At 71.9% G+C, this 22817-nt stretch carries 20 protein-coding genes; 10 read left to right on the top strand and 10 right to left on the bottom strand.

What is annotated here, in order from left to right:
- Positions 1–118 precede the first annotated feature (118 nt).
- Genes VSH64_RS02885 through VSH64_RS02865 form a run of 5 tightly spaced genes read left to right on the top strand, consistent with a single transcriptional unit; the run spans position 119 to position 4118 of the window.
- Entirely contained in the window at positions 119–691 is a 573-nt protein-coding gene (locus tag VSH64_RS02885) for a PadR family transcriptional regulator (protein WP_326833885.1), read from the top strand.
- Positions 678–1364, top strand: a complete 687-nt coding sequence (locus tag VSH64_RS02880) for an ABC transporter ATP-binding protein (protein WP_326833884.1) — start codon at positions 678–680, stop codon at positions 1362–1364. The genes VSH64_RS02885 and VSH64_RS02880 overlap by 14 nt, the downstream gene beginning before the upstream one ends.
- Positions 1361–1576, top strand: a complete 216-nt coding sequence (locus VSH64_RS02875) for a hypothetical protein (protein WP_326833883.1) — start codon at positions 1361–1363, stop codon at positions 1574–1576. Before VSH64_RS02880 ends, VSH64_RS02875 begins: the two co-directional genes overlap by 4 nt.
- Positions 1573–1788, top strand: coding sequence for a hypothetical protein (locus VSH64_RS02870; protein ID WP_326833882.1), 216 nt, complete (start codon positions 1573–1575; stop codon positions 1786–1788). The genes VSH64_RS02875 and VSH64_RS02870 overlap by 4 nt, the downstream gene beginning before the upstream one ends.
- The gene (locus tag VSH64_RS02865) at positions 1785–4118 is read left to right on the top strand and encodes an FtsX-like permease family protein (protein ID WP_326833881.1); all 2334 of its coding nucleotides are present in this window, start codon (positions 1785–1787) and stop codon (positions 4116–4118) included. The genes VSH64_RS02870 and VSH64_RS02865 overlap by 4 nt, the downstream gene beginning before the upstream one ends.
- 76 nt (positions 4119–4194) lie before the next feature.
- On the opposite strand, the gene VSH64_RS02860 is transcribed toward VSH64_RS02865, so the two are convergent.
- Positions 4195–5589, bottom strand: a complete 1395-nt coding sequence (locus tag VSH64_RS02860) for a replication-associated recombination protein A (protein WP_326833880.1) — start codon at positions 5587–5589, stop codon at positions 4195–4197.
- A 155-nt stretch (positions 5590–5744) separates the two neighbouring features.
- Here VSH64_RS02860 and VSH64_RS02855 point away from each other — a divergent pair, with 155 nt between their 5' ends.
- The 3 genes from VSH64_RS02855 to VSH64_RS02845 are packed head-to-tail and all read left to right on the top strand — an operon-like array spanning position 5745 to position 8511.
- Positions 5745–6449: a TetR/AcrR family transcriptional regulator gene (locus VSH64_RS02855; RefSeq protein ID WP_326833879.1), complete on the top strand. Its 705-nt coding sequence runs from the start codon at positions 5745–5747 to the stop codon at positions 6447–6449.
- 40 nt (positions 6450–6489) lie between these two features.
- The gene (locus VSH64_RS02850; RefSeq protein ID WP_326833878.1) at positions 6490–7698 is read left to right on the top strand and encodes a cytochrome P450; all 1209 of its coding nucleotides are present in this window, start codon (positions 6490–6492) and stop codon (positions 7696–7698) included.
- A 60-nt stretch (positions 7699–7758) separates the two neighbouring features.
- A complete protein-coding gene (locus tag VSH64_RS02845) occupies positions 7759–8511 on the top strand; it encodes a metallophosphoesterase family protein (RefSeq protein WP_326833877.1) in 753 nt (250 codons plus the stop codon).
- On the opposite strand, the gene VSH64_RS02840 is transcribed toward VSH64_RS02845, so the two are convergent.
- From VSH64_RS02840 to VSH64_RS02805, 8 genes are all read right to left on the bottom strand, one after another.
- Positions 8477–9352, bottom strand: coding sequence for an SGNH/GDSL hydrolase family protein (locus tag VSH64_RS02840; protein WP_326837887.1), 876 nt, complete (start codon positions 9350–9352; stop codon positions 8477–8479). The genes VSH64_RS02845 and VSH64_RS02840 overlap by 35 nt on opposite strands.
- A 150-nt stretch (positions 9353–9502) precedes the next feature.
- Entirely contained in the window at positions 9503–10690 is a 1188-nt protein-coding gene (locus tag VSH64_RS02835; RefSeq protein WP_326833876.1) for a phosphotransferase, read from the bottom strand.
- A gap of 69 nt (positions 10691–10759) precedes the next feature.
- Positions 10760–11701, bottom strand: coding sequence for a DUF389 domain-containing protein (locus VSH64_RS02830; protein WP_326833875.1), 942 nt, complete (start codon positions 11699–11701; stop codon positions 10760–10762).
- Positions 11701–13521: an aspartate--tRNA ligase gene (aspS, locus tag VSH64_RS02825; RefSeq protein ID WP_326833874.1), complete on the bottom strand. Its 1821-nt coding sequence runs from the start codon at positions 13519–13521 to the stop codon at positions 11701–11703. Before aspS ends, VSH64_RS02830 begins: the two co-directional genes overlap by 1 nt.
- 444 nt (positions 13522–13965) lie before the next feature.
- On the bottom strand, positions 13966–15876 hold the full coding sequence (locus tag VSH64_RS02820) for an intein-containing Rv2578c family radical SAM protein (protein ID WP_326833873.1): 1911 nt from the start codon (positions 15874–15876) through the stop codon (positions 13966–13968).
- A 117-nt stretch (positions 15877–15993) separates the two neighbouring features.
- Positions 15994–17406: a Si-specific NAD(P)(+) transhydrogenase gene (gene sthA, locus VSH64_RS02815; protein ID WP_326833872.1), complete on the bottom strand. Its 1413-nt coding sequence runs from the start codon at positions 17404–17406 to the stop codon at positions 15994–15996.
- 201 nt (positions 17407–17607) lie between these two features.
- A complete protein-coding gene (locus VSH64_RS02810; protein WP_326833871.1) occupies positions 17608–17814 on the bottom strand; it encodes a DUF397 domain-containing protein in 207 nt (68 codons plus the stop codon).
- On the bottom strand, positions 17811–18638 hold the full coding sequence (locus tag VSH64_RS02805) for a helix-turn-helix domain-containing protein (RefSeq protein WP_326833870.1): 828 nt from the start codon (positions 18636–18638) through the stop codon (positions 17811–17813). Before VSH64_RS02805 ends, VSH64_RS02810 begins: the two co-directional genes overlap by 4 nt.
- Before the next feature lie 140 nt (positions 18639–18778).
- Between VSH64_RS02805 and VSH64_RS02800 the strand changes: the two genes are divergently transcribed.
- Positions 18779–19063 (top strand): zinc finger protein, encoded by a 285-nt coding sequence (locus VSH64_RS02800; protein WP_326833869.1) that lies wholly within the window; start codon positions 18779–18781, stop codon positions 19061–19063.
- Between the two features lie 90 nt (positions 19064–19153).
- Positions 19154–19390, top strand: a complete 237-nt coding sequence (locus tag VSH64_RS02795; RefSeq protein ID WP_326833868.1) for a hypothetical protein — start codon at positions 19154–19156, stop codon at positions 19388–19390.
- A 223-nt stretch (positions 19391–19613) separates the two neighbouring features.
- Here the strand turns inward: VSH64_RS02795 and VSH64_RS02790 are convergent, their stop codons facing one another.
- On the bottom strand, positions 19614–22622 hold the full coding sequence (locus tag VSH64_RS02790; protein ID WP_326833867.1) for an ATP-binding protein: 3009 nt from the start codon (positions 22620–22622) through the stop codon (positions 19614–19616).
- Positions 22623–22817 lie beyond the last annotated feature (195 nt).

The raw sequence follows: 22817 nt of genomic DNA, 5'->3' as shown, positions 1-22817 counted from the left end.
AGCGGGATCGCAGCGGGAACGAAGAGTGCCCGGGCGGCACAGTGGATCACCCTGCGTCGCTGAACTGCGCAAACACGACTATACATGGCGAGTATACTTCTCAGGTATAGTCGCCGGCATGTCGATCGGTCACGCTCTGCTCGGACTGCTCGAGGCCGGCCCGAAACACGGCTACGACCTCAAGCGGACCTACGACGAGCAGTTCGGGCACGACCGCCCGCTGCGCTACGGGCAGGTCTACTCGACGCTGTCGCGGCTGTTGAAAAACGGGCTCGTGGAAGTCGCGGGTGTCGAGGCGGGCGACGGCCCCGACCGCAAGCGCTACACGATCACCGACGCGGGCATCACCGACGTCGAGACGTGGCTGCGCACGCCCGAAGAGCCCGTCGCGCACCTGCAGACCACGCTCGCCACCAAGGTGGCGCTCGCGCTGCTGAGCGGCCGCGACGCCGCCGAGGTGCTCGACGTGCAGCGCACCGAGCACCTGCGCGCGATGCGCGAGCTGACCCGGCGCAAGCGGGCCGGCGACCTGGTCGACGCGCTGATCGGCGACTTCGCGCTGTTCCACCTCGAAGCGGACCTGCGGTGGCTCGAACTGGCCGCGGACCGGGTGGCCCGGCTCGCCGGATCCGCGGCCGCACCGCACACTGCGGACGGATCACCTCGGGGAGGCGAGCATGACCGGGCCTGACGTGGTGCTGAGCGGCGCCGGGTTGACCAAGGCGTTCGGGCCGACCGCCGCGCTCTCGGACGTGAGCGTGACGATCCACGCGGGTGAAGTGGTGGCGGTGCTGGGTCCGTCGGGCTCGGGGAAGTCGACGCTGCTGCATTGCCTGGCCGGCATCGTCACACCGGATCGCGGCACGGTGGTCTACGCCGGCGCGGACCTCGCACGGCTCTCCGACGCGCAGCGCAGTGCGTTGCGCCGCAGGGATTTCGGGTTCGTCTTCCAGTTCGGGCAGCTGGTGCCGGAGCTGACCTGCCTGGAGAACGTGAGCCTTCCGCTGCGGCTGGCGGGCCTTTCGCGCCGGGCGGCCGAGGGGGCCGCGAGCGAGTGGCTGGAACGGCTGGAGGTCGCCGAGGTGGCACGCAAGCAACCCGGTGACGTGTCCGGGGGTCAGGGCCAGCGGGTGGCGGTGGCGCGGGCGCTGGTCACCGGGCCGCGGGTGATCTTCGCGGACGAACCGACGGGCGCGCTCGACTCGCTCAACGGCGAGCGCGTGATGGAACTGCTGGCTTCGGCGGCGGAGGAAACCGGGGCTGCGGTGGTGCTCGTGACGCACGAGGCGCGGGTGGCGGCGTATTCGGATCGCGAGATCGTGGTGCGGGACGGGCGGATTCAGGTCCGGGAGCCGAGCCAGTGACGACCACCGCGAAGAAGGCGCTGTCCCCGCTGCACGACTTGCCCGTACGCAACAGCTGGCCGCGCGACTTCGCGCTGGGGATCCGACTGGCCGTCCGGGGCGGGCGAACGTCGTGGGTGCGCGTGGAGCTGGGGGCGCGGGCGGCGGCGTACTCGGACCGCGAGATCGCAGTGCGCGACGGACGGATCCAGATGCGGGAGCCGAACCGATGACCGCCACCACGGCGCAGGCCCTGTCCCCGCTGCACGACTTGCCCGTACGCAACAGCTGGCCGCGCGACTTCGCGCTGGGGATCCGGCTGGCCGTCGGAGGTGGGCGGACGGCGTGGGTGCGCGTGGAGCTGGGGGCGCGGGCGGCGGCGTACTCGGACCGCGAGATCGCAGTGCGCGACGGACGGATCCAGATGCGGGAGCCGAACCGATGACCGCCACCGCGACGAGGGCACTGTCCCCGCTGCACGACTTGCCCGTACGCAACAGCTGGCCGCGCGACTTCGCGCTGGGGATCCGGCTGGCCGTCGGAGGTGGGCGGACGGCGTGGGTTCGGGTGGTGCTCGGGGCGTTCGGCATCGGGGTGGCCGTGGCGGTGTTGCTGGTGTTCGCGTCGATCGGGCACGTGCTGGGGAACCAGGACGCGCGGGTGAGCGCGGGGCTGCCCCGGGCCGAGGTGGTCGCCGGGGTGGCGCCGACCGAGCTGGTGCGGGACGACTCGGTGTACCGGGGCCGGCTGATCAGCGGTCAGTACCTGCACGGCACCGGGCCGGGTTCGCCGGTGCCGCCAGGGATCGGGCGGCTGCCCGGGGCCGGGGAGATCGTGGTGTCGCCCGCGCTCGCCGGGTTGATGGCGGCAGACCCCGGGCTGCGGGCGCGGTTTCCGCAGCGGGTGGTCGGGACCATCGCCGACGCGGGGTTGCGCGGGCCGGCGGATCTGGCGTTCTTCGGCGGCACCGGGCCGCTGCCGCCGGCCGCGGAGATCGGGCCGCGGGCGATGGAGGTCTACGCCTTCGGTGGGGCCGAGCCGGAAGCGGCGACCGATCCGACGCTGGTGATCGTGGCGGTGGTCGGCGGGGCGGCGTTGCTCGTGCCGATGCTGATCTTCGTGGCGGTGAGCAGCCGGATCGCGGGGGCGCAGCGTGATCGGCGGCTGGCGGCGTTGCGGCTGGCCGGGGTGGGGGCGTGGCAGGTCCGGCGGATCGCGGCGGCGGAGACGCTGGTGAGCGTGGCCGTCGGGTTCGTGCTCGGCACGGCGGCGTTCCTCGGGTTGCGACTGCTGGCGCCGCGGGTCGAGGTGCTCGGGTGGAGCGCGTTCACCTCGGACGTCGTGCCGTCGCCGGTGCTCGCGGTGCTGATCGTGGTGCTGTTGCCGGTGCTGGCCGTGGGCACGGTGCTGGTTTCGCTGCGCCGCACGATCATCGAGCCGCTCGGCGTGGTGCGCGACGGCAAACCCGTGCGGCGGCGCGGCTGGTGGCGGTTCGTGCCGGTGGTCGCGGGCGCCGGCCTGCTCCTGGCCGCCGCACCCGGCGGTGATCCGGGCACGGCCTCGTGGATCGCGATCGTGGCGACCGGCGCGGCGGCGCTGCTGGCCGGCGTGCCGACGATCCTGCCGTGGCTGCTGGAACGCACCGTCGGCCGGCTGCGCGGCGGGGCGCCGTCGTGGCAGCTGGCCGTGCGCCGGCTCCAGCTCGACAGCGGCACCCCGGCCCGCGTGGTCAGCGGGGTCGCGGTGGTGCTGGCGGGCGCGATCGCGATGCAGCTCGTGCTGCTCTCCACCGGCAGCCAGTACGCACCCGAGCGGGCCGCCGACGACTGGGTCACCGTGGACACCACACCGGCCGCAGCCGATCAGGTCGCGGCCGATCTGGCGGGCGTGCCGGCCGTGGCACAGGTCGGCCTCGCGAGGAGCATCAGCGCCGTTTCGGCCGCTTCGCACGAGCGCGTGACCATCGTCGTCACCTCCTGCGCGACGATCCAGCGCACCCTCGCCGTGCCGCACTGCACCGACGGCGACGCCTTCCTCCCCCGCACCCCGCTCCAGACCCGCCCCGGCGACGTCCTGACCCTCGTCGGCGCCCACGACACCGGCCCGCGGCCACGCCCCCACGGCACCTTCACCGTGCCGGCCGGCCTCGTGCCGGTCCCGCAACGCCTTTCCGGCGGCCCCTACCTCGGCGACGTCCTGCTCACCCCGGCCGCCGCCACGCACCTCACCCCACCCGCCGACGTCACCGCCCGGGCCTGGGTCCGCCTCGCCCCGGGCCACGCCGGCGCGACCGACCGGATCGCCAACGCCGTGGGCGCCCTGACCTGGCAGACGTTCGTGTCCGGCGGCACCGGCGACCTGCTCACCGCCGACCAGAAGACCTTCGCCACGATCAGCACCGGCCTCAACGCGGGCTCGATCTTCACGTTGCTGCTCGCCGGCGTGAGCATGCTGGTGCTCGCCCTGGAGCAGGTCCGCGAACGCCGCCGCCCGCTGGCCCTCCTCGCCGCGGCGGGCGTACCGCGCTCGGTGCTGGCCCGTTCCCTGCTGTGGCAGACCGCCGTGCCGCTGGTCCTGGCCGTGCTCGCCGCCGTCGCCGCGGGCCTCGGCCTCGCCGCGCTCGTCGACCGTCTGCTCGGCACCCCGGTGAAGGTCGACTGGACCACGATCGGCGTCCTGGCCGGCACGGGCTTCGCCCTGGTACTGCTGGTGACCGCGCTCGCGCTGCCGGCGTTGCGCACCGCGATGCGGCCGGACTCGATCAGGACGGAGTGAGCAGCACTCCCGACGCTCGCCTCCACGGCCGCCCGACGCGCCGCGCTGCGACCCGGCTCGAAGCCGGGCCGGCCGCCTAGCCCTGCCGCTCGTCCCGAATCGTCCGGCGCAGCCTGGGCACCCGCTCGGCCAGCGGGCGTTCGCCACCCCGCTGGGTCGGCTCGTAGTAGTCGCGCCCCACGAGTTCGTCCGGCGGGTACTGCTGTGCCAGCACGCCTTCCGGGACGTTGTGCGGGTAGCGGTAGCCCTGGGCGTTGCCGAGTTTCTTCGCGCCGGCGTAGTGGCCGTCGCGCAGGTGCGGGGGCACGGTGCCGGCGAGGCCGGAGCGGACGTCGGCCAGGGCGGCGTCGATGGCGGTGACCACGGCGTTGGACTTGGGAGCCGTGGCCAGGTGGATGGTGGCCTGCGCGAGGGCCAGGCGGCCTTCGGGCATGCCGATGAACTGCACGGCGTGGGCCGCGGCCACGGCGGCCTGCAGCGCGGTCGGGTCGGCCAGACCGACGTCTTCGCTCGCGTGGACCACGAGGCGGCGCGCGAGGAAGCGCGGGTCCTCCCCCGCTTCGATCATGCGGGCCAGGTAGTGCAGCGCGGCGTCGACGTCCGAGCCGCGGATCGACTTGATGAACGCGCTGATCACGTCGTAGTGCTGGTCGCCGTCGCGGTCGTAGCGCACGGCGGCCTTGTCCACTGTGGACTCGACGGTGGCGAGGTCGATGGTCTTCGCCTCGGTGGCCGAGGCGGCGTCGGCGGCGGCTTCCAGCGCCGTGAGCGCACGGCGGGCGTCGCCGCCGGCCAGCCGGACGAGGTGCGCGCGGGCCTCTTCGGTGAGGGTGAGCTCGCCGCGCAGGCCGCGGTCGTCGGCCAGCGCGCGTTCGAGCAGCTTCACGATGTCGTCGTCGGTCAGGGGCCGCAGCTGCAGCACGAGCGAGCGCGACAGCAGCGGTGACACGACGGAGAACGACGGGTTCTCGGTCGTCGCCGCCACGAGCAGCACCGTGCGGTCCTCCACCGCGCCGAGCAACGCGTCCTGCTGCGTCTTGGAAAACCGGTGCACCTCGTCGATGAACAGCACGGTGTTCTCGGTGTTGTACTGCCGGCGCCGCCGCGCCTCCTCGATCACGCCGCGCACTTCCTTGACCCCCGCCGACAACGCGGACATCGCGACGAACCGCCGCCCGGTCGCGATCGACACGAGGTTGGCGAGCGTGGTCTTGCCGGTGCCGGGCGGGCCGTAGAGCAGCACGGACGCCGGCGCGGCCCCCTCGACGAGCCGCCGCAGCGGCGCGCCTTCGCGCAGCAGGTGCTGCTGCCCGACCACCTCGTCGAGCGTGCGCGGCCGCATCCGCACGGCCAGCGGCGAGCTCGCCGGGTCGGCCTGCGGTTCGACCCGGGACCCGTCGCCGCTCGGGCCCGTCGGTTCCGGCGGCGGCCCCAGGTCGGGGTTCACCGTGAAGAGTTCGTCCTGTGCCACACCGATGACGTTAACCGACCACCCCGACAACTCCGCTTGCCCGGCCCGCGTCCGAGCGCTACCGTTGACTGCGTGACCGGATAAGCCAATCCGGTCACGGGGTCACCAGAGGCACGGAGTCAAAAGGTTCACAGCGTCACAACCGGGGGAACACCATGCCCGACGAGCCGAACCGCGAGCGCGCGGACCGGATCCTCGACGCGGCCGCCGAGCTGCTGGTGCGCTGGGGCTCGCGCAAGGTCACGATCGAGGACATCGCGCGCCGCGCCGGCATCGGCAAGGGCACCGTCTACCTCCACTGGCGCACCAAGGACTCGCTGTTCGGCGCCCTGTTGATGCGAGCTTCGGTGCGGCTGCTCGAAAACTCGGCGGCCGAGCTCGCCGCCGACCCGCGCACCGTCCTGCCGCACCGCTACTTCCGCTCCACGTTCCTCCTCACGACCGCCGACGCGCTGCTGTCGGCCATGCTGAACAACGACACCGAACTGCTCGGCGACTACGCGCTCAGCGCCGAAGAGACCCGGCCCGAGTCGGCCGAGGCCGTGGACCGCAGCTTCGAGATCTTCCTCGGCAGCGGCCTGCTGCGCGACGACATCCCGGACGTGCGCTACGCCCTCAGCGCCGCCGCGGCCGGCTTCTACCTCTATTCGAACGTGAACCCGCAGTTCACGGACATGCCGCTCGAGGCCAAAGCCGACGCGCTGGCCCGCGTGATCCGCGAAGCGTTCGAGCCGCCGGGCGAACCCGACCCGGGCACCGTCGAGAAGGCGGCCGCCGAGCTCCGCGCGGTGTTCGAGACGTACGCCTCGGCCGCCCGCGCAGTGATCTACCCGCGCAAAACCACCACCGAGCCCGGCTGATCCCGGCTCGTCGTCGAAGACAGATTGGGGCTGTCGCACCATGAGCACCGCACTTCCCGAGGCCTGGTCCCTCCACAAGGGACAGTTCTGGCTGCGAGGCGAACGTCCCGCGGCCGAAGTGGAGTACAAGCCCGAGCTGGGCACGTGGAACGTCTACGGCCACCCCGAGGCACACGCCATCCTGTCCGACCCGGCCACGTTCTCCTCCGACGTCTCGCGGCTGCTGCCCGAGAAGACCCTCGGTGACACCAAGGAGCTCTCCGCCGGCAACCTCCTGCAGCTGGATCCCCCGCTGCACAACAAGATGCGCAAGCTCGTGAGCCGCGCCTTCACCCCGAAGGTGGTGGCCGACCTCGAGCCGCGCATCGCCGAGCTGACCCACGAGCTGCTCGACGAGGCCGGCGGGCGCGACCACCTGGAGTTGGTGGCCGACCTCGCCTACCCGCTGCCGGTGATCGTGATCGCCGAGCTGCTCGGCGTGCCCGCGAGCGACCGGGACCTGTTCCGGCAGTGGGTGGACCGGATGCTCGAGAGCCCCGAGCAGTTCTCGTTCACCGACGACTCCGAGGAACAGCAGCAGCGAGTGCAGGCGCAGCTCGCCACCAGCCGCGAGTTCACCGAATACCTCGGCGAGCACGCCGAGGACCGCCGCCGGCACCCGCGGGAAGACCTGCTCACGAAGCTGGTCGAAGCCGAGGTCGACGGCGAGCGACTCACCCGCGCGGAGATCGTGAACTTCGCGCAGGTGCTGCTCATCGCCGGGCACATCACCACCACGATGCTGCTGGGCAACACGGTGCTGTGCCTCGACACGTTCCCGGAGTGGGACACCCGCGTGCGCGCCGACCGCGAGCTGCTGGTGCCGGCGATCGAGGAGTCGCTGCGGTTCCTGTCGCCGTTCGGCGCGGTGGCGCGCGTGACCAACCGCGAGGTGGAGGTCGGCGGCGCCACGATCCCGGCCGACCGGATGCTGATGATCTGGATCGCCGCGGCCAACCGCGACCCGCGGGCGTTCGCCGAGCCCGACACGTTCGACCCGACGCGCGAGGACATCACCCACGCGCACCTGGCGTTCGGGCGTGGCATCCACTTCTGCATCGGCGCGCCGCTCGCGCGGCTGGAAGGGCGCACGGCGCTCAACATCCTGCTCGACCGCTACCCGTCGCTGCGCACGATTCCCGGGAAGCCGCCGACCTTCCAGCCCAACCCGGCGATGACCGGCGTGACCACGCTGCCCCTGTCCGGGTAACCCGTTGCGCTACCGGCGAACACTCGTCGCCGGTAGCGCCGCGGCGGGCAGACTGGGCGGATGGTCGCGTCCGTCGCCGTGCTGTCCGACATCCACGGGGTGCTGCCCGCGCTCGACGCCGTGCTCGCCGAGCCGGACGTCGCGGCGGCTGACGTCGTGGTGCTGTGCGGCGACCACGCCGCCGGTCCCCTGCCGGCGCAAACGCTCGACCGGCTGTCGGCCCTCGGCGACCGGGCGAGGTGGGTGCGGGGCAACGCCGACCGGGAGCTCGTGACGCTGGCCGGCGGGGGCACCACGACGATTCCCGACCCGATCGCCCCGTGGGCCGCCGCGCAGCTGCGCCCGGACCAGGTGCGGCTGCTCGCGGAGCTGCCCCTCGCCGTCACCCTCGACGTCGACGGCCTCGGCGAAGTGCTGTTCTGCCACGCGACCCCGCGCGACGACGAGGAAGTGGTGCTCGTCGACAGCCCCCTGTCGCGCTGGGCCGAGGTGCTCTCCGGTGTCACCGCGGAAACCGTGGTGTGCGGGCACACGCACATGCCGTTCGTCCGCCTCGCCGACCGCACGCGGATCGTGAACCCCGGCAGCGTCGGAATGCCTTACGGCACAACGGGTGCGCACTGGGCGTTGCTCGGGCCCGGGGTGGAGCTGCGCCGAACCCCGTACGACACCACGAAAGCAGCCGAGGTCCTGGCGACCTCGGGCTACGGCGGCATCGAGGAGTGGACCGACTACTTCGTGCGGAACCCGGCGTCCGACGCGGAAGCGCTGCGCGTGTTCACTCCCCGCGCCCGCGGAACGAGTGCCACATGATCGACACCGCGTAGGGCAGGAACTCGCGGCCGCGGCGCCACAGCCACGGCAGGCCGCGCGCGACCAGCCAGACCAGGTGGCTCGCGGTGCTCTGCTCCACGCCGCCGGAGCACACCAGGCTCACCGGCTCCGGCACGGCGAAGCCGGCTTCGGCGATCAGCGCCGTGAAGCCGAGCGCCAGCATCCGGTGGCCCAGCTCCGAGGGGTGCAGCCGGTCGACACTCCACGACGGCAGGTCGTAGGCGCCGGGCATCGTGTCGAGATCGAGGCACGGCACACCTTCGGCGGCCACCACCGCGTCGATCACCTCGTTGAGCTCCGCGACCCGCGCGCTCAGCGCCCGCTTGATCGACGGCGGGAGGCGGAACACCTTGCCGTGGTCGTGGAACCGCACGGGCACCAGCAGCGTGCCGTTGGCGGCGAGGGTGCGGATGAGCTCGGTGAGGTCGGCGGAGATCTGCGCGGCGTTGAAATCGGGCCGCAGCGTGTCGTTCATGCCGACCACGAGCAGGGCGATCTCGGGCCGGAACTCGAGCACCGCGGGCAGCTGGCCGGTGAGCACGTCGTGCATGCGTGCGCCCTCGAACGACGGGTTGAGGTACCCGTCTTCGGTTACGCCGAGCGCGGCGGCGACGAGCGGCCCCACGCCGCGCCAGCCGCCTCGGTTGGGCAACGGGTCGCCGAGGCCCACCGCGGTCGAGTCCCCCAGCATGGCCAGCCGGCGCGCGCGGCGCGGCTCGGCGGCCGGCGCGGCGTCGGTGGTCTGGCGCTGCGGCGCGGGATCGGCGGGTTCGGGGAAGCGGGTGACTTCGACGCTGATCACGGTCACGCAGAAGACCATCCGGCACCGAAACTCACCTGCGGTGATCCCGAGGTAACGCGGCATGGACGGGGGCTGAAACTCTTGGCATGTCCTGTCCGCCCGGCGGGGTCGGGATTGCCGGTTTCCCCTGTTCACCTCCCCGAATCCGGGATCTTCCCGGCAAATCGGTCAGCGAAAAGCGGGGTAGAACGCGAGATCCGCGTGCGGTCCCAGCCGCGCGCCGAGCGCCGCCGCCACGCGTTGCGCGTGCTCGGTGATGTCGGTGAGCCGCGCGTAACCCGCGTGCTTGGCCAGCTCACGCCACCACGTGACAAGGGCGGCCTCGCGGCTCACGGGCGTGGCGTGCCGGCTCAGGTCGAGCTCCGGCAGCATCTCGCGCGTGACGAGCCACACGAGCAGCAGCTCGCTGATCGTGAGCGCGGCCGCGAGCTCCTCGTCGTCGGCGAACGAGGGCCACACGGCCACGACCTCCGCGCGCCAGGCCGCGATCATCGCCTCGCTCATGCCCGCGGGCAGGGCCAGCGCGTTGGCGTTGGAGGCGAACGGCAGGCGCAGGTACGCGGCGTCGACCAGGGCCGTGCGCACGCGACCGCGTTCGAAGTCGAGGAACCGCACGCCGGAGCCGGTCACGAGGTTGTTGTCCGGGCTCAGGTCCACCGGGCTGAACGCGCGGAACGACGCCGAGCGCGCCTGCGCCACCGCCTGCGCCACGAGGTCGTGGATCGGGTCGGCCACCACCACGTCGAGCAGCTCGGCCAGCATCGGCGGCACCTCGGCGGTGAGGTCGGCCAGCCGGGCGTCCTGGTTGCGCACGGGGCCGCCGAGGCGGCGCAGCAGCGCGTTGAAGTCGGCTTCGCGGCTCGCGGTGCTGGCGTGCAGCCGGCCGAGCGAGCGGGCCCACGACAGCAGGGCACGCTCGGCCGCGCGGGAATCGCGGGAGGCGAGCTTGTCCTGCAACGTCGGCGCGCGGCCGAGGTCCTCGATCACGAGCACGCGGTGGCGCCCGTCGTGGGCCAGCAGCTCGGGGCACATGCGCTCGTCGGGCGAGAGCGCCGTGAAGAGCTGGTAGCTCACGGCTTCCTGCGCGAACGGGTCGGCCTCACCGGGCTCCGGTGGATCGGGGTAGTGCTTGATGACGAGCGTGCGCGGCAGCGCGAACGACGACGACACCACCCGGGCGCGCACGACCGTGGCCGGTCCGCTGCCTTCGAGCGCTTCCGGTGACACCAGGGTGATCGCGCTGCCGAAGCGGCGCGAAAGCACGGCCTCACCCGCCGCGAGCGCCGCGGCGACAGCGAGCTGCCCTGCTCCTGCCCCGACGCCTGCGTCGCCGGTGGAGGAGGTGTCGACTGTCATTGGCACCGACCCTACTCGTGACTGAGCAACCATGACCACAGTGATCCGGGCAAGAAGCGGCGAACCGCGTCACCCGCGTGAAAGCGGACGTAACAGGGCGCCGGAACGTTGCTTGCGTCGGCGAAGTATCAGCACAATGGCCGCAGCGAGCACGATTCCGATGAGGTTCACGAACAGCTGCAGCACCGAATACCCCGCGCGGTCCCACCGGCCCGCCACCGCCGCCACCATCGCGTAACCGGCGGCCGGCACGGTGGTCACGGAGATGAACACCCCGACCAGCGCGGCGGATTTCGCCGAGGTCATCGCGAGCATTCCGGCGGCGCCCGCGAGCAGCGCGACCACGAACGACGCCGCCCCGACCTGGTAGATGAAGTCGACGTCGTGGTTGTCCGCGATGGTCCCCGGTTCGAAGACGCCGAACACGCTGCCCAGCAGCACCACCACGCCCGTGATCACCATGGAAACCGGGAACCCCACCGCGAGCGCCGTGGCCGCCCGCCGCACGAGATCCCAGCGCCGCAGGACCGCGCCGACCGCGATGGCGGCCAGCGGCCCGAACTCCGGACCCACCACCATCGCGCCGACGACCGTGACCGGCGAATCGGTGAGCACACCCGTGGCCGCGAGCAGGCACGCGATGGCCAGGAACGCCTGGAAGGTGGCGGTCCAGCGCGATTCCTCACCCGTGCGGCCCAGCAACTCCTGCCACACCACGGCGTCGGCGCCCTCACCCGGCGCGGCTTCTTCGGCCGCGTCGGCGGCGTCCGACAGCGCGGTGTCGAGCGCCTCCAGCGTGATCCCGCCGGTGCGGTCCAGGTGCAGCGCGCACAGCGCGTCGACGATCTCGTCGGCCGCCTCGCGCGCCACGTCGGCCTCGATGAGGTCGCCTTCGGGCGCCACCGCGGCGCCCCGGTGCACGATGAGGTGCGCGGTTCCGGCGTGTGCCCGCAGGAGTTCGAGCGCCGAAGCGGTCTGCTCCGGCGGGCACACGGCCCTCAAATGGAGCATCAGCTCTGCGGTGAAGCCGGCTTCGTGTTCTGGGCTCCGGCGGCCGGGGGCTGGGCGGGCTTGACGGGCTTGGCGTCGATGCCGGCTTCCTTGCGCTGCTGCGCGGTGATCGGCGCGGGCGCGGCCGTGAGCGGGTCGTAGCCGCCGCCGGTCTTCGGGAAGGCGATCACGTCACGCAGCGAATCGGCCTTCGCCAGCAGCATCACGATGCGGTCCCAGCCGAAGGCGATGCCGCCGTGGGGCGGCGGGCCGAAGGCGAACGCGTCGAGCAGGAAGCCGAACTTCTCCTGCGCTTCCTCCTCGCCGAGGCCCATCAGCGAGAACACGCGCTTCTGCACGTCGCCGCGGTGGATACGGATCGAGCCGCCGCCGATCTCGTTGCCGTTGCAGACGATGTCGTAGGCGTAGGCCAGGGCGGCGCCCGGGTCCTGCTCGAACTTGTCGATCCACTCGGGGGTGGGCGAGGTGAACGCGTGGTGCACCGCGGTCCACTTGCCCGAGCCGACGGCCACGTCGTCGCCGATGTCCTCGACCGGCGCGAACAGCGGCGCGTCGACGACCCACACGAACGACCAGGCGTCCTCGTCGATGAGGCCGAGGCGCTTGCCGATCTCGTCGCGCGCGGCGCCGAGCAGGCCCTGCGTGGTGGAGGTCTTGCCGGCGGCGAAGAAGATGCAGTCGCCGGGCTTCGCGCCCGCGGCGGCCACCACGTTCTCGCGCTCGGTCTCGGACAGGTTCTTGGCGACCGGGCCGCCGAGCGTGCCGTCCTCGTTGACCAGGATGTAGGCGAGGCCGCGGGCGCCGCGCTGCTTGGCCCACTCCTGCCACGCGTCGAGCTGGCGGCGCGGCTGGTCGGCGCCACCGGCCATCACGACCGCGCCGACGTAGGGCGCCTGGAACACGCGGAACGGAGTGTCGGCGAAGAACTCCGTCATTTCGGTGATCTCGAGGTCGAAGCGCAGGTCCGGCTTGTCGGAGCCGTACTTGGCCATGGCCTCGTGGTAGGTGATGCGCGGGATCGGACGCGGGATCTCGTGCCCGATCAGCTTCCACAGCGCGGACACGATGTCCTCGCCGAGCTTGATCACGTCGTCCTGGTCCACGAAGCTCATCTCGATGTCGAGCTGCGTGAACTCCGGCTGCCGGTCGGCGCGGAAGTCTTCGTCGCGGTAGCAGCGCGCGATCTGGTAGTAGCGCTCGAGGCCACCGACCATGAGCAGCTGCTTGAACAGCTGCGGCGACTGCGGCAGCGCGTACCAGCTGCCCGGCTTCAGGCGAGCGGGCACGAGGAAGTCGCGCGCGCCTTCGGGCGTCGAGCGCGTCATCGTCGGGGTCTCGACCTCGACGAACTCCTGCTCGTCCAACACCGCGCGTGCCGCGCGGCTGACCTCGCTGCGCAACCGCATCGCGGCCGCCGGGCCACTGCGGCGCAGGTCGAGGTAGCGGTACTTCAGGCGCACCTCTTCGCCCACGTCCACCCGGTCGTCGATCGGGAACGGCAGCGGCGCGGCCTCCGACAGCACCACGAGCTCCGTGGCGAGCACCTCGATCTCCCCGGTGGGGATCTCGGCGTTCGCGTTGCCTTCGGGCCGCTTCGACACCTCGCCGACGATCTTCACGCAGAACTCCGACCGCAGCGCGTGCGCGCGCTCGGCCATCTCGCCCTCGCGGAACACCACCTGGGCGACCCCGCTGGCATCGCGGAGGTCGATGAAGATGACTCCGCCGTGATCGCGCCGCCGCGCCACCCAGCCGGTGAGGGTGACGGTCTGACCGGCCTGCCCGGCACGCAGGGTGCCGGCTTGATGAGTGCGGAGCACTGCGACTGCTCTCCTTAGCCCACGGGGTCTTCGGGTCTCGGGTCCGCCGGCGGATCTGCCGACGCGTTTCGCCGAACACAGAGGCTAACGAATGGCGAGGTGAGGGCCGCGACCAGGTTTGACTGGGGGGTCGTCAGGCCCCGCACACAACCCCGCCCTCCCCGGGGGGCGTCCCTTGACCAGTCTATCCGGCACCACCGACAAAATCGGCGAGAGAGCGGGTGGGACGCTGAGTTGTCCACAACTCGGGCCGGCTGTGGACAACGTGCGGAAACCGATGGCGACGGAGCCGCACAGTGCTTCGCGGACCAGAGGGAGCCGAGGTGCGGTGACCCGGCCGTTCGGGGGGCGTGGCGGCCGGGTCACCGTCTCGGCTGCACCGGGCCGGGGAAGGCCGGCCGGTGAGTCTGAGGGGGAAAGTCGCAAAGACCAAAGGGAGCAGCCTCAGAGCAAGCGGAGCTGCTCAGCCGGCGGCGGAGCTTCCACCCGAGGTTCGGGCACTTCCGGCACCTCAGCCGCCCCGCGTGGGTTGTAGCCCGTTTTCGCGCCGAGGCCGTGGCGGCGAAGGAGCGGGCCGACGCGTTCGCCGAGTTGCCGGCGGTAACCGCGGTCGACGTAGCTGCCGCGGGAGTAGAGGCGTTTGTAGCGCGGCACGAGCGCCGGGTGGTTGCGGCCGAGCCACGACGCGAACCACTCGCGCGCGCCGGGGCGCAGGTGCAGCGGGATCACGCTGACGCTTTCGGCGCCGGCGTCGGCGAGTTCGGCGAACAGGGCGTCGAGGGCTTCGACGGAGTCCGTGAGGTAGGGCAGCACGGGTGCGACGAGCACGGAGCACGGCAGGCCGGCCGCGCGGGCCTTGCGGACGAGGTCGAGGCGGGCCTGAGGACTCGGCGTGCCGGGTTCGAGGCGGCGTTGCAGCTCGCGGTCGAGCAGGGCGATCGAGACCGCGAGGCTCACCGGCACGTCGGCGGCGACCGATTCCAGCAGCGGCAGGTCGCGCGTGAGGACGGTGCCCTTCGACAGGATCGACAGCGGCGTACCGGATTCGGCCAGCGCGCGGATGATGTCGGGCATGAGCCGGTAGCGCCCCTCGGCGCGCTGGTACGGGTCGGTGTTCGTGCCCATGGCCACGTGCTCGCGCTGCCAGCTCGGCCGTTTCAGCTGCGCGGCCAGCACCTGCGGTGCGTTGACCTTCACCACCACCTGGGTGTCGAAGTCGTGGCCCGCGTCGAAGTCGAGGTAGGTGTGGGTGTTGCGGGCGAAACAGTTGTGGCTCACCATGCCGTCGGCCACGAAGTCGCCGGTGCCGGTGGTGATGTCGAACAGCGGCAGCTCCAGGCCGAGTGGCTCGACCGCGGTCACGACGCGGCGCACCGAGCCGATGGTGGTGCCGTCGAGAGAGCGCTTCCACGCGACCGCCGGGTCGGTCAAGTGCAGGAACCGCAACACTTCCCCGGTGCCGCCGGTGAGCCGCGCCTGACGCCGGCCTTCGAACTCGCGGTGCCCGACCGTGTCGTAGTCGAACGAGAACCGGTCCAGCGCTGTGAACATCGCCTCGACCACGTCGGTCTCGTCGTGCGCGATCGCCAGCACCCCGCGCTTGTACGAGCCCGCCAGGTCGAACAGGCCGGCGAGGAACCCGCGCGACCAGTGCGCGTCGGGCTCCGCCGGCAGCTTCATGAACCCCACTGAGGAACCGAAATCGGGCAGGTACCGCACCGCGCGCGCCGCCGCGTCCTTCTCCGCCGCGAAGCCGCCGGAGCGCAGCATCCCGCACAGGTAGCCGGCGCGGTAGCCGAGCGTGTCGTCGGGGGTGCGCACGAACCGGCCGCCCCCGACCAGCTCCGTGCCGCCGACCAGGTGCGGCCGCTGCGCCGCGCCCAGCCGGCTGCCGGTGACGTACTTCCAGCCGCGCGCGCTGAGGAACCGGTGATCAGGCCCGGTGACCAGCGCCGTGCCGTCGTCGAGCGTGACGCGGTACGCCTCGCGCACCGTGGTCCAGTGGGCCAGCACCTCCGTGGGCACCAGCCGCCGCGCGACGCCGTGGCCGCGCGTGCCCAGGATCTTGTCCCCCACCTGCAGGTCCGCGATCGGCTTCGCCCGACCGTCGGCCATCAGCACCGGAGTGGCGCCTTCGAGGCAGTACGTGCACGCGTGGGAACACCCGCGGTACGGGTTCACGGTCCACCGGAACGGCACCTGCGACCCGTCGGGCACGCGGTTCAGCACCGACTTGGCGTGCACCTCGTGAAAGGTGACGCCCTCGAATTCCGGTGACCGCACCGACCGCACCAGCCCGTCCAGGCCGGGCAGGATCGGCTCGCCCTCCCCCGCTCGTTGTCGTTCCCATCGCACCCGTCCAGTCGAACACATGTTCTAACGAGTGTCAAACAGGTGTTCGAACGCCCACCGCGAACACGACAGCGCCGCCGGGCCGACCAGGCCCGGCGGCGCACGTGCGAAGCGGAGAACTCAGATCGGGAACCGGTCCAGCGCCCGGATCTTGTTCGTCGCGTCCAGCGCCGCGACCTTGTACGCCTCCGACAACGTCGGGTAGTTGAACACCGCGTCCACCAGGTAGTCGACCGTGCCGCCGCAACCCATCACGGCCTGACCGATGTGCACGAGGTCCGTGGCGCCCGTGCCGAACACGTGCACGCCGAGCAGCTTGCGGTCCGATGTGGACACCAGGAGCTTCAGCATGCCGTAGCTGTCGCCGGTGATCTGGCCGCGCGCGAGCTCGCGGTAGCGCGAGATGCCGACCTCGTACGGCACCGAAGACGACGTCAGCTGCGCCTCCGTGGCGCCGACGTAGGAGATCTCCGGGATCGTGTAGATGCCGATCGGCTGCAGCGCGCCGAGACCGTTGGAGGGTTCGCCGAACGCGTGGTACGCGGCGAGCCGGCCCTGGTCCATGGAGGTGGCCGCGAGCGCGGGAAACCCGATCACGTCGCCGACCGCGTAGATGTGGTCGACCTCGGTGCGGTAGTGCTCGTCGACCTTGAGGCGGCCGCGTTCGTCGGCCAGCAGACCGGCCTTGTCGAGCGCGAGCTCGTGGGTCATGCCCTGGCGGCCGGCGGAGTACATCACGCCGTCGGCCGGGATGCGCTTGCCGCTCACCAGCGTGGTCACGGTGGTCTCGTCGGACACGGCGACGTTGGCCACCTTCTCGCCGAACCGGAACGTGACGCCGAGGTCGCGCAGCTGGAACTTCAGCGACTCCACGATCTCCGGATCGCAGAAGTCGAGCATCTGGTCACGCTGCTCCACCACGGTCACGCGCGAGCCGAGCGCCGCGAACATCGACGCGTACTCGATGCCGATCACGCCCGCCCCCACCACCACGAGCGACGACGGGATCGCCTCCAGCCGCAGGATCTCGTCGGAGTCGAGCACGCGCGCCGCGTCGAAGTCCACGTGCGCGGGGCGCGCGGGCCGCGTGCCGGTGGCGATCACGATGTGGTCGCCCGACACCGTGCGCCGGTCGCCCACGTGCTTGCCCTCCACGAGCACCGTGTGCGGATCGGCGAACGACCCCGTGCCCGGCACGAGGTCGATGTGGTTGCGCAGCAGCTGGGCCCGGACCACCTGCACCTCGCGGCCCACCACGTGCTGCGTGCGCGCCATGAGGTCGGCGATGGTGATGTCCTGCTTCACGCGGTAGCTCGCGCCGTAGAGCTCACGCTGGTTCATGCCGGTCAGGTACAGCACGGCTTCGCGCAGGGTCTTCGACGGAATGGTGCCGGTGTTCACGCACACCCCGCCCACCATGTCGTGGCGATCGACGACCGCCACCTTCTTCCCCAGCTTCGCGGCCGCGATGGCGGCCTTCTGCCCACCCGGGCCCGAGCCGATGACGATCAGGTCGTACTCGTGTTCGCTCACGGTGTGAGCCTGCGCACTCACCCCGCGCGCCGCAAGCCCTGGCCTCCGTCCACCACGCCGCATTAACGCCGTGTTCGCGCGCACCTGACCCGAACGGACCAACGGACCAACGGCCCAGGGGTGAGACACGGGGTGAGACACGGATGAGACAACGGTGCCCCAGCATCGTCGGGAAGCTGGGGCACCGCGGCTCGCCTCGCGCTACCGGTCGGCGCTGTCCTGGCCGACCTGCTCCAGGAATCCTCGCCAGCCGGCCGGCGAGAGCTCGAAGTGGCCCGCGCCGGGATCTTTCGAGTCCCGGACCGCTACCGCAACGAGCGGACCCGCCGCGGGAAACCCGACCTCAACGCATTCCTGTTGTGGGTTCCCCGAGAAAGACGACTTCCGCCACTGGAAGTCACTTGTCATCTCCTGTTCTCCACCTCCTCGATCAGCCTGACCGAATCATCAGGACTCATCGCATCACGACGGAGCCATTCCGCCGCCTCCTTGTACCCACGGATGTACTGATCCGCAGTCAGTGTGGAACTACTCGCGAATTGCTCCAGATAAACCACACCGGTGCCGGGTTCGGCGCCTTCGATCAAGACGAACCCGCCGTCGCGAAGCGGCGTGTACAGCGCGGTGATCGGAAGGATTCGGATCGTGATCTGCGGCAATCGCGCGACTTCGGCCATGTCTCGCAACTGCTCGCCCCACGCCGACCCGCCGCACTCCGGATAGCGCAGCGCATACTCACCGATGATGAAAGTGGCCTCGACCTTCGAGGCGAACACCTTGGCACGCCGGCTCATCCGAAAATCGGCGCCGGCCTGAACATCCGCCTCGGCTGCTCCGGTTGCACGTATCAGGGTTTCGGCATAGCTGCGCACCTGAAGCAACCCGGGGATCCGCTGGGCTTGAGCGGTGAAGATCAGTGAAGCGGCTGCCTCGTATTCGCTCAGTACGGCGAGTTGCCGGTTGACCCCGGTGACCCAGTTGGGGTCGGCCGCCTCCAGCCGAATCTGCAGCAGTGCTTCGAGAGCCTCGCCATCGATGCCGAGGTGCACGCAGATCGCACCAGTCTCGGCTTCCGAAGGGATGAGCAGCCCCTGGAAGTAGCGTGAGACATGAGAGCCGTTGCGCCTGATCAGAGTTCCGAGCTGCCGGGTGGACATCCCCTTCGCTTGAGCTGCATTGCGCAGGATGGAGCCGAACTCTCGCGATCGCGGCGTGGGCATGTTGCTGGCCATGCAGCAGATCCTAGCGGCCCTCAGCAGCCGGTTATTCACCCGATTGCGGCCTGCTCAGGGGTTGCGCAGACTGCTGCATGCATCGCATCCTTGCTCTGCTGCATGCAGCGAAGTGGTCAGGCAGTCAACGGGGAGGGCGCATGTTCGTGTGGCAACAGGCGGAGGGAAAGCGGCACGCCAGGCAGGCCGTGCACCGCGGCGTGCTCGATCTGGGCGCGACGTTCGCGGCGCTGTGCGGGTACCGGGTGGAGGTCGGTGAGGCGGACGTCCACACGCCGGACAAGCCGTGGCTCGACCCGACGTGCGCGGCGTGCGACTACAAGATCCGCAAGGCGCTCGGGATCCCGCTCGCGGCGCGCGGCGACGTCGAGCCGCTGCTGCTGGAGGACTACGAGGACCGTCAGCGGCCGAAGGCGAAGTGCTGACCGATGGCTGCTCACCCCCGGACCCCTGCCGCCACGTCGGGTGGCGGCAGGGCCGGAGTTCCGAAGCTGGCGGCCGGTGAGCGGCGAGCGTTGCAGGAGCTGGTCGACGCGGCCGATGCCGTGACATGGGGGCTGTCGCTGAAGATGTCCGGGATCGTCTGGCGGCTCAGGGAAACCACGGTGCCGACGGTCCGTGAGCTCGAACTCGTGCTGGAGCGGGCGAAGCGCCTTCAGGACGCGCTCGCGAAGTGCCACGCGTTCGTCGCCGACAGTACTGACCGAGCCGACCGAGCCGACCAAACTGACCAAGCTGACCAACGCGGATGAAACCTCCCCCGATCCCGAAAAGATCCTGGGGGGAAAGGTAAACGGTGGCGACCGCACCGCACGGCTCGTTCCTGTCCGACCTGATCGCCGGAGCGAGGCGGTTCGATCCGGGTCGGCAGATTTGTACGCGGAGCGTGCGGTCGTCGGTCGGCGCCGGAAACCTGGTGGTGCGGCGACGGCACCGCGATGAGCCGACCGGGAACTTCTGCCGACGAACTCCCCGTCACCGCCGTTCGAGATCGCGTTCGCACCGCAGCCGCAGCGTGGTGCTGCCCTGCGCCGCCGCCAGGTCCACGGCCGTCTTCAACCTAATCCGGGCCTGCTCGGGCCGGTCGTACGCCGAGCGCAGGCGCAGCACCTCCGGCAGCCACCACAGGTCGTCTCGGGCCTGGCCCACCACCAGGGCCGCGTCGAGAGCCGCGCGGGCCGGTCCGGTGCGGCCCTCGCGTTCGAGCAGGTCGGCCTGCAGCGCGAGCCAGTAGGGCATGCGCGCCAGCGATCCCTCGGCCTTGAGGTTGGCGACGCCGCGGCGGATGTCGGCGAGGCCGTCGGCGTCGCCGCGGGTCCAGCCGCCCAGGACCAGGCCCCATTCGCGGTAGTAGGCGAAGCCGTAGCGGTCGCAGAGCTCGCGCAGCTCGGCCGCCACCGCGGCCACCTCGGCGAGGTCGCCGCACATCTGCTGCGTGATGCCGGCGTACGCCAGCGCCACGGCGAGGCTGTACGGGTGCGGGTACGTCCGGGCGAGGTCGACCGCGGTCCGGCAGCTGCGTTGCGCCTCGGCTTCGTGGCCCAGCAGCCAGTGGGCATGCGCGGCCCACGCCGGGCTGTGCACTTCCGGGCGCGTGCCGATGGGCAGCGACGGCGCGCCGCGCGTGAGGCGGGCCGCGAGGTCGAAGTGGTGCAGCGCCTCGGCGGGCCGGCCGAGGCTCACCGACGAGCCGGCGAACGCGAAGTGCGCCGAGCCGTTGAGCTCGTCTTTCGCCCGGTCGTCGCCGACCAGCTCCAGCGCGCGCTTCGCGGCTTCGTGCGCACGAGCGGTGCGGCCTTGCACGAAGCGCGAAGTCCACAACCCGACCAGGCCGGCGATCGTGGAATCCTGCTGCCCCAGGCGTTCCGAGAGCTCGATCGAGCGTTCGAGCGTGCGCTGCAGGTCGGGTGACGCGTAGCCGAACCGGGCGTTGAGCGGGCCGGAGAGGGCTTCGAGCACGGCCAGCTCGCGCCGGTCGGTCTCCGGCCCCGCGGGTCCGTTCGCGAGCAGGGACAAGGCTTCGCGCAGGAGCCGGATCGCCTCGCCGTGGGCGAAGGTGCCGGCGGCGAGCTCCGCCGCGCGGCGGTAGAACGCCACGGCGCGGTCGGGCCGGCCGCCGCGCGCGTACTGCTCGGCCAGCTGCGCCGAGACCGAGCCGGTGTCGCCGGGGTGCAGCAGTTCGAGGCTTTGCGCGAGCCGGCGGTGCAGCAGCCAGCGCCGGGCGCGCGTGACCTGCCGGTAGGCGGCGTCGCGCAGCAGGTCGTGGGAGAAGTCGTAGCCCTCGCGGAACTCGCGCAGGATCCGCAGCCGCCACAGCTCGTCGACGGCGCGCACCACGGCTTCGGCGTCGAGGTCGCTGGCCTCGGTGAGCAGGTCGAGCGAGAAGTCCCGGCCGACGGCCGCGGCCAGGCCGGCGATCTCCCGGGCCTCTGGCGTCGGCTGGCGCAGCCGCTCGGCGAGCACGGCGTCGAGGTCGCCGGGCGGGCCGCCCGAGCGCAGTGCTTCCACCACGGACAGCGGAAAGCCGCCGGTGGCCACGTGCAGCAGCGTCAGCTCCTCGGCGGCCGGCGCCCGGCCGGACACGGACTCGGCCAGGCGCGCGGTGTCGTCGAGGTCGAGCGGGGTCAGCTCCACTTCGGACAGCCGGCCGGTGGCACGCAGCCGGTCCGTCCAGCCGGCGAGCGTGGTGTCGGCGGGGTCGGACCGCTGGGTCGCGGCGAGCAGCAGCGGCGCGCGCGGTTCGAGGCCGAGGCAGAAGATCAGGAACGCCAGGGTTTCCTGATCGCACCACTGCGCGTTGTCCAGCACGAGCAACGTCGGCCGGCCCGCGCCGGTGAGGGCGCGGGCGAGGCCTTCGAAGAACCGGTGCCGCTGCCACGCGTCGGCCACCGCGCGCACCACCGGCGCCGGTCCGGTCTCCTTGCCGGCGGGCACGAGCCGGTCCACCTCCGTGCGCCACACCGGTGCGAGCGCCGCCAACGCGGGCTGCAGCACCGGGTTGCGCAACCAGTCGGCCACCGGCGCGAGCGCCAGCCGGCCCGACGTCCCGAAGCACTGCGTCCCCGCCACCACCGCGCCCTGGCTGCGCGCGAGCCGCGCCAGCTCCACCACCAGCCGCGTTTTGCCGACGCCGGCGTCGCCCCGCACGAGCGCGACCGACGGCCGGCCCCGCGCGGCCTCCTGCCACCGGCCACGCAGCTGCGCGAACTCCCGTGTGCGGCCCACGAGGCGGGACTCGCCGCCGTGGTGGCCGGGCGGCGGCTCGGCCAGCAGCCGGCGCAGCATCGCCTGGGTCGCGCGATCGGGCGCCACGCCCAGCTCTCGTTCGAGCACCGCCGCACACAGGTGGTAGGTGCTCACGGCACCGGCGCGGTCGCCGAGGTCGGCCTGCAGCTCCATCAGCGTGCGGTAACCCGGCTCCTCCAGCGGCCGCAGGCGGATCCGCCGGCGCGCGGTCTCGGCGGCGGCCGCGAGATCACCGAGCCGGCACTGGGCGTCGCCGAGCAGATCGCACAGCCCCACGCACTGCTGTTCCAGCTCGGCGCGCGAAGCGAAGAGCCATTCGTCGGCCAGGCCCGGCATCAGCTCGCCGCGGTACTCCGCCAGCGCGGCACCGGCGTGGTCGCGCACTTCCTCGTCCGCGCTCGCGGCGAGTGCGGCGCGGCGCTCGGCGTCGAACACGCGCACGTCGACGCGGCAGCCGGGAGTGTCCTGCCAGGACAGATCCGTCGCGGTCGCGAGCAGCGCCGGCTCGTCGCCGAGGACCTGGCGCAGGTGGTGCAGCTCGCGGCGCAGGTTCGTGCGGGCCTGCGCGTCGGACGAATCGGGCCAGAACAGCGCCGCGAGCCGCTGTCTCGGCTGCGGCAGCCCCGCGTGCGTCACCAGGTAGCCCACGAGCGCGATCGCGCGCGGCGACCGGGTCACCGGCGGCCCGGTCGCCCCGTGGCTGATCGACTGCCCGCCCAGCAGCGACACGTAGAGCATCCCGGGGTGCCTCCTGAGCAGGCACGGTAGTCCGGCGAGCGGGCGGCGGGTGGATCTTGCGCCGCCCCGCACCCGGCGTTCGGCGCTGAAAAACCGGAAATGCCGCCGGTATCGCGCTTCCCGACGCCGGAGTGCTTGAAAATCCCGCCTCGGCGTTCGGCCCGAACGGCCCCGAACGCGAAGCCGAACGCTGGG

Origin of the sequence: Amycolatopsis rhabdoformis (assembly GCF_035918295.1) — a bacterium.
Taxonomy (GTDB): Bacteria; Actinomycetota; Actinomycetes; order Mycobacteriales; family Pseudonocardiaceae; genus Amycolatopsis; species Amycolatopsis rhabdoformis.
The sequence above is the reverse complement of the archived record's forward strand: the minus strand, read 5'-3'. Positions and strand labels throughout refer to the sequence as shown.